This window comes from bacterium, from assembly GCA_040753085.1.
Taxonomy (GTDB): domain Bacteria; phylum UBA9089; class JASEGY01; order JASEGY01; family JASEGY01; genus JASEGY01.
The window spans coordinates 1-7,578 of the sequence record JBFMHI010000131.1 but is presented as its reverse complement, the minus strand read 5'-3'; the positions used below and the strand labels follow the sequence as shown (position 1 = coordinate 7,578).

The window sequence follows — 7,578 nt, the reverse complement described above, 5'->3', positions numbered from 1 at the left end:
GGTTGTCCGTCTACGGAACGGACATGGACAAGCACGGACAGGGACAAGCCCTGTCCCTACACTTCCGCCTTCTGTCCTGTGTTATTTATCCGTGCTAATCCGTGCAGCTATACCTGAACGGTTACGGAAGAAGATTTTATCCCGATCCGATGAAGATGGGATAGCGATAGGAGGAACGGTGGGACGTGTCTGGTTAGTGTGTCCGTAAAGTAATGGTCACGGACAACGGACACGGAAGACGGTCTTAAGGAGGGGGGTTTTAGATGGCCGCTAAATTGATCCTGCTTTTTATCAGCACGGCTTTAATCAATAATTTTGTGTTGGTCAGGTTTTTGGGGACATGCCCCTTTTTGGGGGTTTCTAAGAAGGTAGAGACGGCTACCGGCATGGGGCTGGCCGTTATTTTTGTGATGACGATGGCCTCTATGGTTACCTGGGCCATCCAGCGATATCTCCTGGACCCAAACGACTTGGGCTATCTTCAAACCATCGCCTTTATCCTTGTTATTGCTTCTCTGGTTCAATTAGTGGAGATTGTTTTGATCAAGATGGTGCCCATCTTATATGAGGCCCTGGGGATATTTTTGCCGCTTATTACGACTAACTGTGCTATCTTAGGTCTGGCTATACTTAATATCCAGAACCAGTACAGCCTGGTGCAGAGTATTATTTTTGCTTTAGGGGCCAGTGTAGGTTTTACCCTGGCCATGGTTATTATGGCTGGTGTCAGGGAACGGTTGGAATTGCGTAATGTTCCTAAGTCTATGGAGGGAGCGCCCCTTACCCTGATTACGGCCGGATTGCTTGCCCTGGCCTTTATGGGGTTCTCCGGGTTGGTTAAGATGTAAATGAGAAAGGAATAGATTTATGCTGATTGCGGCCCTCAGTATAGGAGGACTGGGTCTTATTTTCGCCTTAGGCCTGGGAGTTGCCTCCAGGGTTTTTGTAGTGGAAGTTGACCCGAAGGTAGAAGCTGTCTTGGAGACCTTGCCAGGAACCAATTGTGGTGCATGCGGGTATGCCGGATGTCCTGGATTTGCCAAGGCAGTAGCCGGGGGCGAAGCTGAGCCGAACGGCTGTAAGGCTGGTGGCCACGAAGTCGCCTGCGCCGTGGGTGAAATTCTGGGCGTGACCGTAGAGGCTAAAGCCGTGGAAGTAGCCCGAATCGCCTGCGGATTCAAAGGCGAAGCACCTGCCAGGTTCCAGTATGTAGGTCCCCAGGGATGTCAGGCCGTGGTCCTGATGGGCGGAGGAGATAAACTGTGTGCTTATGCCTGCCTGGGACGGGGTGATTGTATTCGGGTTTGTCATTTTGGGGCCATCAAGTTAGAGGGCCATTCAGTAAGAGTAGATGAAACCCTTTGCACTGGTTGTGGAAAATGTGTCACGGTCTGTCCGAAAGGGGTTATCCGAATATCACCCAAAGAAAAGAAAGTAGTGGTAGCCTGTAATTCTCAAGATAAAGGTCCGGCCGTGAAAAAAATTTGCGCCATAGGCTGCATTGCCTGTAAGCTTTGTGTCAAGGCATGTGAATTGGAGGCTATATCCGTCGAGAACTTCCTGGCTTTTATCAATTACGAGAAATGTACCGGCTGCCAAGCCTGTGTGGCTAAATGTCCTACCGGATCGATCATTACTATAGGATGAGTAACTATGTAGCCTGTCCCTAAAAGCCTTCAGCCTATCTACTACCTGAGTAGTTACTAGTGTCTTGTCACGTTAGTATTTATGGGTAGAGTCTCTTTAGTGGGGGCGAATAATTATTCGCCCCTACCTCCTCCTTTTGCAATGACGATTCGCGAATCGCCCTTACTGTAGGGGCGCGTTGCAACGTGCCCCTACAGCCTTGTCAAGATAGAAGTCATCTGTTAGTGCTTGTCTTTATGCCGAAGGGTTAAATAATTACCCAAATAAGCAATCATAAGGGTTACCCTTACAAAAGACGAACCCATTAAAGCAAGCTTGACAAGGCACTAGGATGATTATAAAAGCTGAGAGTTGAGACTGAAAAACGAAGAGGTCTCTTCTCTCGGCTCTCAACTCTCAACTTTCAACTCCTATTTTCCCCCTGAACAGTTACGGAGAAAGAAATGATAAATCCTTCTATATTTATTGGGTTAGGGAGCACGGGAACAGACATTTTAGAGCATCTTCAACTCCTTGTTCTTGAAGAGTATGGAGTTCCATGTCTCCCTATTTTTAAGTATATTGGGATAGAAACAAATCAATCCCACACCCCGGTTGTTTCTCCAGGGATAAAAAATGAGATTGAGATGGTCTATCTTACCATTAACTCCACCCTGAAGATAAAGGAGGCGCTCATGCAGAATGAAAAGCCTTACCTGGAAGATTGGCTGGATGAGGCCATCCTTGACATTCCGGGGAACAACTTTACCCTTGGCGCCAGCAACATACGTCAAGCCGGGAGATTATGTCTTTGGGAAAATTGGTCGAAATGCACCGAGGCCTTAAATGACGGCAAGGCTAAGGTTACCAATAACACTAATATTCGGAGCACCATAAAGCTGCTCAGGGAATATTATCAAAAAGTTGACAAAAAGGTTAGTTTGACTGAGGACGTAATAGGGACTATTCCGAACATATATATAGTAGGCTCCTTATGTGGGGGAACCTGCAGCGGGATGCTCATTGATGTGGCTTATTATATAAGGCACCTTTTTGGACTATGGGCAGCCAATTATGCCAATAGATTGAGCACAAGTATCCAGGGTATCTTCACCATTCTGGATGAAAAGATGTTAAGCCGTGGGGGGTATCCTGACATAGACAAATGGGCGGCCAATTGTTGGGCCACCATACATGAAATTGATTTTTATTCTCATCCATGGTCTATCTATGAAGCGATCCTTCCTGACCGGATAAAGGTAAGATCAAACGATACACCCCTCGATTACACCTATCTGACCAGTTGCACCGGACAGGGAGGAACCTTCTGGAAGCAAGACGGGCGAGAGCCTGACCTTGACGGCTTGAATCATATGGTGGCCCTGGTGCTTTTTACCGAGGCCATTGGGAATCTATATTCAAGAAAAGAAGAGATTAGAACAGACTTTAGAGGGTTTACTAATGCCGGCCTTCCCAATAAAAATGAACATATGCCATGCTTTGCCAGTTGCGGCATATCGGCTATTTGGTATCCAAAGTACAGAATATCCGAGGCGGTAGCATGTGATATGACCAAAGAATTATGCCTGACGTGGCAGGGAAATCCCGATGATCTTGACCATACCAAGATTGAAACGGAAGCCAGGTCTGTCTGGGAGAGGATATTGAGTGAGTGTATGCCTTTTTTGACCAAAAAGCCAGGCGGAGCAATAGAGAGTGATATCAAGGAGCAATTTGATAAACAACGTCCCAAATTGATGACTGTTCCGGTAAGAAAGCTCTATGAAGATATCGACCTGGGGGGTATATTACTCAAATTCAAGGAAGAAGCCGAGTGTGACAAAATCATAACCAATCAACTGGCTGTTTTCAAGAAGAGCTGCATTGATGCCTTAGAAAAGGCCATGACTCAGCGGATCGATCATATCAAAAACCTGGCCGATGTAGATTACTTTCTGGAAGTTTTGGATCAGGAGATAGATAACGAAATTCAGAGAATGCCTTCGAGATATCCGTCCATCACCCCATTTTATATGGATGAGATTGAAGAAAAGACTAACGTGGATTTATGGATTGCCTTGAGCTTTAAGACCAAAGAGGTTTCCAAACAGAAGAGGGAACGAGTATTTAATGATTGTTATCATTATCTGATGGGCATCCTTAAAAGTATAAGGGACTTTCGAGGCCGGAAGGTATTGGCTGAGTTAAGAGAGCTGCTGGGCGTGAGGGTTCAGCCTTCCAGCGACAAGGCTACGTCTGTTAATACCCTCAAGCAGGAAATCATGGAAATGAGCCTAAAACTTAACACCTCGGTGGTGAAGCTGCAAGAACGTAGAGAGCAGGCGTCTAAGGGTATTCTGAAAGAGCAAAGCGTTGAGATAATTGCCAATAATGAAAGAGATGATGTAGAAGAAGATATAAGGGTCATCAGGGGAAAGTTTGCTTCGATAAGTGCTCATAAATGGCGGCATATTTACAGCGATATCTTCGATGTTCAGGAAGGTAAGGTGTCAAGGCAGGAGCCGTTGCATGATTTCTTGAAACATGGCCTGGATGAGATTATCTTAAGGCTTACCGGATCTTTTCAGCGAGCCGCTCTGGAGTTTATCCGGGGGTTTAATATCGCTGGGGATATCCAGAAAAAGCTGGATAGAGGCACTTTGGTCCTTATTGCTAAAAGGGCCCTCCCCTACACCGGACTTTCAGGTGAGCTGGTTAATTTACACCGACCCCCGAATTTCCTTTGTGGAAATGACGAGGTCTCTATGCCTAATCTCAAATCTTTAGAGGCCATACTTTCAGATGCCGCTTCTCAGAACCGGATATCCTTTTCCAAGATAATTCGGACGCCGGAGATGGACCATCTGTTAATTTTTTATACCGAACAGGGCCTGCTCCATATGGATGAGAACTTGTCCATCTCTGAGATATTTGAAAAGAAATATCGAGAGGTAGCCGCCAAAGACCTGTATGAGCTGCATAGCCGCAAGGGTGGCCGGGTTCATTTTGATATAACCTTAGAGCGTCGGAAACAAGATGCGGAAAAGCTTTTGAAGTTGTCGCTGGACCTTTTTTCAAGTAGAGACCGAAAAGAATCGGATATCTTTGAGGTTACCAAAGAGGGATTTATCTTTCGATATGTCGACTCTATTGGAATCCGCAGCAGTTGGTCGGTTGACCATCAAGGAATAGAGGTTATAACCGACGATGAGCAGGTTTTTGAACTCTTTAAGACGAAAGTTGTTAAAAGAATACACGCGGCGGGCGAGGATGAATTTAGAAGAATGGTAAATGAGCATATTGCTTTTATTGAAAAAAGTCAGGATCAGGAGGCGGCCAGAAGGCAGGCAGAATACTATAAGGGCATACTGATGGAGTATTTCCCAAAAGCTACATAGCTCGATGCTCGATGTTCGATGCTGGATGCTGGATGCTGGATGCTGGATGCTCGATGCTCGATGCTCGATGTTCGATGCTGGATGCTGGATGCTCGATGCTGGATGTTCGATGTTCGATGATGGTAAAGGATCTGGTGTCCAGTATCAAGGATCGAGCATCGAGGATCGAGCATCGAGCATCGATTAAGGTGATTCTAATGAGTAAGTATCTACAACGGGAAGATATTGATAAGTTAAGAAAGCTCAATCGGATATTTACTATTCTTATCCCTACCTTTATTTTCATGGGGGCGCTGGGTGTTCTGGGACTATTATTCCTGAAATGATTCGACCTTGTTCATCATTTGGGCCGTTTACTGATTAGATAGATAGGCTGAAGACTGAAGGCTGACGGCTATTGAACTTCGGTCTTCAGCCCAATCCGAAATCCGAAATCCGCAATCCGAAATATTAAAAGATATGCCGGCAATATTAGGTTTAGACATAGGAACATCAAGTTCCGCAGTAGCATATACGACTGAAGGTTTTCCCTTGATTCAAAGAGAAGGCAGATATGAGGGGAAGGGTTTCCTGTCCTGTCTTAGCTTTGATGCCGACGGGAATATCCTGAAAGCCTCAGGCCAGGTAAGAGATGATCAGGATAAATCTTGGGGCTTTCTTCTCCAATACTTCAAGAGGATTATGGGATATAATTTCGGGGAGATACGGCATAGCATAAGGAGTGGAGAAAGGTTTTTAAACGGATATAAGGACATTATCGAGATGAAAAGCGGCGGTAAGCTGCTAATTAGGCTGGGGAAGAATGAATATACGCCTGAGTCGATTATGGCCGCTTTTCTTAAGACAATAAACCTATACGCTGAAAAGGTAATGGGAGAGACAACCGAGGAGGCGGTTATTACCGTGCCTTGGCATTTCAGCTCGGCTCAGAGGGAAATGATGAGAATGGCCGGTGAAATGGTATTTGATTGGGTAGAGCTTATTGAAGAGCCATTGGCAGCTATCTTAGGGTGTAAACTTGAGGTTGAAGCAAAGAAGCAGCCGGTGGTAGTATTTGATATGGGGATTGGAAACTTAGAGATAAAGGTGGTTAAAATTGATTCCAGCCAGAAAGGGAAGCCTGAACTCATTGCCTTAAATAAGATGGGGAGCCTCAAGATTGGAGGCATAGATATAGATTATCTTATCCTGGAATACCTGATGAAGCGGAATCGAAACCTCCGTGACGTCTTTCCGGCTGCCTCAGATAGAGAAAGACGGAATTTCTTATGGATGATTGAAGACGCCAAAATAGCCCTGTCTTCAAAAATAGAGACCAGAGTGGCCGGGATGATAGAGGGTGAGCCAATAGACGAGGGGCTGACCAGACGTGAATTAGAAAAACTAACCCAGCCTATTATTAAGGACTGTGAAGGCGCCTTGAGAAATGCCCTGGATGAGGCCGGGCTTCGTCCTGAGGAAGCCGGTCATTTGATACTGGTGGGCGGTTCTTCCCAAATGCCGGCGGTCAGGCAGATGCTGAAGGAAGTATTTAGAGATAATACACAAGTTACAGAAATGCTGAAGGAAAGAGAGAAGGCCTATGGGGTTGATCCCTGGCCGATGTGGGTTGTGGCCAAGGGGGCGGCCGCATATCCGGTGGTATACCCGGCAGTGGATCATAGAGTGCCTGTAAAAGAAAAGGTTGTTTCCGAGGCGGAGTTTACTTATGAATTCTTTTATGATAAGGTAGGTCTGGTGCCGATTATTAATAAAAGAACCGCCTTTGAAGAAGATGGAAGTATCCAGAGGAAAAACACCGTTATTTTTTCGCGACCGGATACTCAACTTCCACTGATTCAAAGGGAAGAAACAAAAGGAAAGCCCTATTCTTATCGATGCCTGGGGATTTTCGATTTCTTTTTGCCACTCAAGAAACCTTATCAAATAACCTTCACCTTTGTATTGAATAAAGAAAGGCTGGCCCTCATTGGCTGGAATAATGCCATCGGCAAGGTGGTCTATCCGTCCATCCCCTTGGAACTAAATGTGCTTGGAATAAAGTCGGTTGATGAGATCACCTTGAAAGAAGACCTTCATAATTTAATGCTGCCTCAAAAGAGTTTTTATAGTACAATAGACTCAGAAGAGGCCAGGAAAGCGGCTCAGGCGGTGCATAAGAAAATTGCTGCCTATTACCGGGTCCCAAAATTGAAGGATATAACTGATAGACTGGCTGAGTCTATATACTGGTTTAAGGATTCTTTAGTCAGCCAGGAAACAAGACAGACCGAGAATAAAATTGCCGTAATGCTGAATCGAAGCGCTGAGGCCTGTTTTGCCCTCCTTAAATATGAGGCAATTTCCTTCGATGATTATAGAGATATGATAAAAGCCCTTCATTATGCCTATCGGGCCGGTGTTTGAGGGGCGGTAACTACTTAGCCACGTAACTACTCAAGACTAAGTTAAGCAGTTAGTTGGGAGACAAAGCAAAATTCCCTCTCCCTTGATGCTTATCCTTACCCACAAATTGGGTAAAAGGATGGGGTAAACAAGAGCCTGCCTTGATGAA

Annotated in this window: 5 protein-coding genes and 1 pseudogene; 5 read left to right on the top strand and 1 reads right to left on the bottom strand. The window is 45.5% G+C overall.

Translation table 11 applies throughout. The annotated features are described in order from the left end of the window. The first annotated feature begins 263 nt into the window (after positions 1 to 263). The 4 genes and pseudogenes from rsxA to AB1797_11345 all read left to right on the top strand — a co-directional run bounded on the left by rsxA (position 264) and on the right by AB1797_11345 (position 5,136). Positions 264 to 848: an electron transport complex subunit RsxA gene (gene rsxA / locus AB1797_11360; GenBank protein ID MEW5768196.1), complete on the top strand. Its 585-nt coding sequence runs from the start codon at positions 264 to 266 to the stop codon at positions 846 to 848. A 19-nt stretch (positions 849 to 867) separates the two neighbouring features. Further along, on the top strand, positions 868 to 1,647 hold the full coding sequence (locus AB1797_11355; protein MEW5768195.1) for an RnfABCDGE type electron transport complex subunit B: 780 nt from the start codon (positions 868 to 870) through the stop codon (positions 1,645 to 1,647). Between the two features lie 443 nt (positions 1,648 to 2,090). Next, positions 2,091 to 5,024 (top strand): tubulin-like doman-containing protein, encoded by a 2,934-nt coding sequence (locus AB1797_11350; GenBank protein ID MEW5768194.1) that lies wholly within the window; start codon positions 2,091 to 2,093, stop codon positions 5,022 to 5,024. A gap of 25 nt (positions 5,025 to 5,049) precedes the next feature. Next, positions 5,050 to 5,136: pseudogene (locus AB1797_11345) on the top strand (phosphotransferase). A gap of 241 nt (positions 5,137 to 5,377) precedes the next feature. Here the strand turns inward: AB1797_11345 and AB1797_11340 are convergent. Then, a complete protein-coding gene (locus AB1797_11340; protein ID MEW5768193.1) occupies positions 5,378 to 5,509 on the bottom strand; it encodes a hypothetical protein in 132 nt (43 codons plus the stop codon). Between AB1797_11340 and AB1797_11335 the strand changes: the two genes are divergently transcribed. Then, positions 5,484 to 7,430 (top strand): Hsp70 family protein, encoded by a 1,947-nt coding sequence (locus AB1797_11335; protein ID MEW5768192.1) that lies wholly within the window; start codon positions 5,484 to 5,486, stop codon positions 7,428 to 7,430. The two genes, AB1797_11340 and AB1797_11335, sit on opposite strands and share 26 nt — an antisense overlap. Positions 7,431 to 7,578 lie beyond the last annotated feature (148 nt).

Bases quoted from the DNA above. Each gene is read 5' to 3' on its own strand.
- AB1797_11355 (MEW5768195.1), top strand. From the start codon at position 868: ATGCTGATTGCGGCCCTCAGTATAGGAGGACTGGGTCTTATTTTCGCC.
- rsxA (MEW5768196.1), top strand. From the start codon at position 264: ATGGCCGCTAAATTGATCCTGCTTTTTATCAGCACGGCTTTAATCAAT.
- AB1797_11340 (MEW5768193.1), bottom strand. From the start codon at position 5,509: ATGTCTAAACCTAATATTGCCGGCATATCTTTTAATATTTCGGATTGC.
- AB1797_11350 (MEW5768194.1), top strand. From the start codon at position 2,091: ATGATAAATCCTTCTATATTTATTGGGTTAGGGAGCACGGGAACAGAC.
- AB1797_11335 (MEW5768192.1), top strand. From the start codon at position 5,484: ATGCCGGCAATATTAGGTTTAGACATAGGAACATCAAGTTCCGCAGTA.